The sequence below is a fragment of the Rhodococcus sp. I2R genome, from assembly GCF_020889545.1.
GTDB lineage: Bacteria > Actinomycetota > Actinomycetes > Mycobacteriales > Mycobacteriaceae > Rhodococcoides.
On sequence record NZ_JAHUTG010000046.1, the window covers coordinates 1 to 1,293 of the forward strand.

Annotated in this window: 1 protein-coding gene and 1 pseudogene; both read left to right on the plus strand. The window is 65.7% G+C overall.

Features of this window, described 5'->3' with window-relative positions; genetic code table 11:
- Positions 1 to 401 precede the first annotated feature (401 nt).
- Positions 402 to 746, plus strand: coding sequence for an NADH-quinone oxidoreductase subunit A (locus tag KVY23_RS24395; RefSeq protein ID WP_007626392.1), 345 nt, complete (start codon positions 402 to 404; stop codon positions 744 to 746).
- Positions 737 to 1,293, plus strand: a pseudogene (locus KVY23_RS24400) (hypothetical protein); the annotation flags it as partial. The gene KVY23_RS24395 and the pseudogene KVY23_RS24400, both read left to right, overlap by 10 nt.

The window sequence follows — 1,293 nt, forward strand, 5'->3', positions numbered from 1 at the left end:
GGGCAGCAGGGGCTCTATCCGCTCCCACTGCTCGTCGGTGAACTGGCGAAATCGTGACTTCGTCTGTCCCATACGGCCACGGTCTCGCGGGTCACCGCTCAGCTATGGGAGACACGCCCTAGTCAAGGAATGTGGACAGTTCTTCGATGAGTAGCCAGCGACGCGCGGAGGTGTGCGCTTTCTTTCGACGACAACCCCGCCCCCAGTCGAGCCCAACCGGTTCCAGAGATTTCGCATCAGTCGGACCCACACGCGGGTGTTCCTGCTCTGCGGAGCCGGCCCCGGTCACGGCTGACCGCCGAGCTGGAACGAGATTATCGATCGCGGTAATCCGTTAAGGTGACTCCCATCGCTCAGCGACCGGCCTCGATGTTCGACCGCGAGAAAGGGGAGAGACCGTCATGTCCTCAGGGATCGTGTCCGTGGCTCTGGTGGCGCTGTCTGTCGTTGCTCTCTTCTATGCACTCCACCGCGTGGCCAGCATTACCTCCGACCCGTTGACAGTCCTGCCGGCCCAATCCGGGTGGGCACCGCAGGAGCACGCCCTGTCGCGGTTCCACGCACGCTGGTACCTCGCCTCGATCGTGTTTCTGGCCTTCGACGTCGAGATGCTCTTTATGTACCCGTGGGCCGTGGTGGTGATCGAGAAGGGGCTCTCTGCGGTGGTGGAGATGTTCCTGTTCCTTGGTGCCCTGCTAGTCGCCGTGGCCTGGGCACGGCGAGAAGGCGCATTCCGATGGGCTTGAGCCCGTTTCTCGCCCGCCTCGCCGTCCAGGCCACCCGGGTGCTCGTCGTCGAGGCCCCGGGCCAGTGGGCGACTCGGATGGAGCTTGAGCAACAGCTACTCCGTCGCGGGTGGCGGATAGCCAGTAGTCCGGCTCAGGGGGACGTGCTCGTCGTGTGTGGTGCGCCGGGTCCTGAGCTGTCGGATCTGGCGAACCGCCTCTGGGAGCAGATGCCCGGCCCTCGGGTGCGCATCGGCATCGCCTCGCCCGGAGCGGTGGTTCCCGCCCTCGACAATGCCACTGCGCTCCTGCTCGACACTTCCCATCACCGGACCGACGCCCGCGAACGGGCGCAGGAGCCCTCGATGTCCGATCACGCGAACAATGCTGATGGCGAAGGGCACGAAGGGCACGTGGGCCACGAAGGACACGAGGAACACCAGGGCCACGGTGGACACTCGGACCACGAAGAGCACGCGGATCGCCAGGCGCACGAGGGCCACGAAGACCATGGCGGGCATGGTGGCCACGCAGACCACGGCGGGCACGAGGGCCACGAAGACCATGG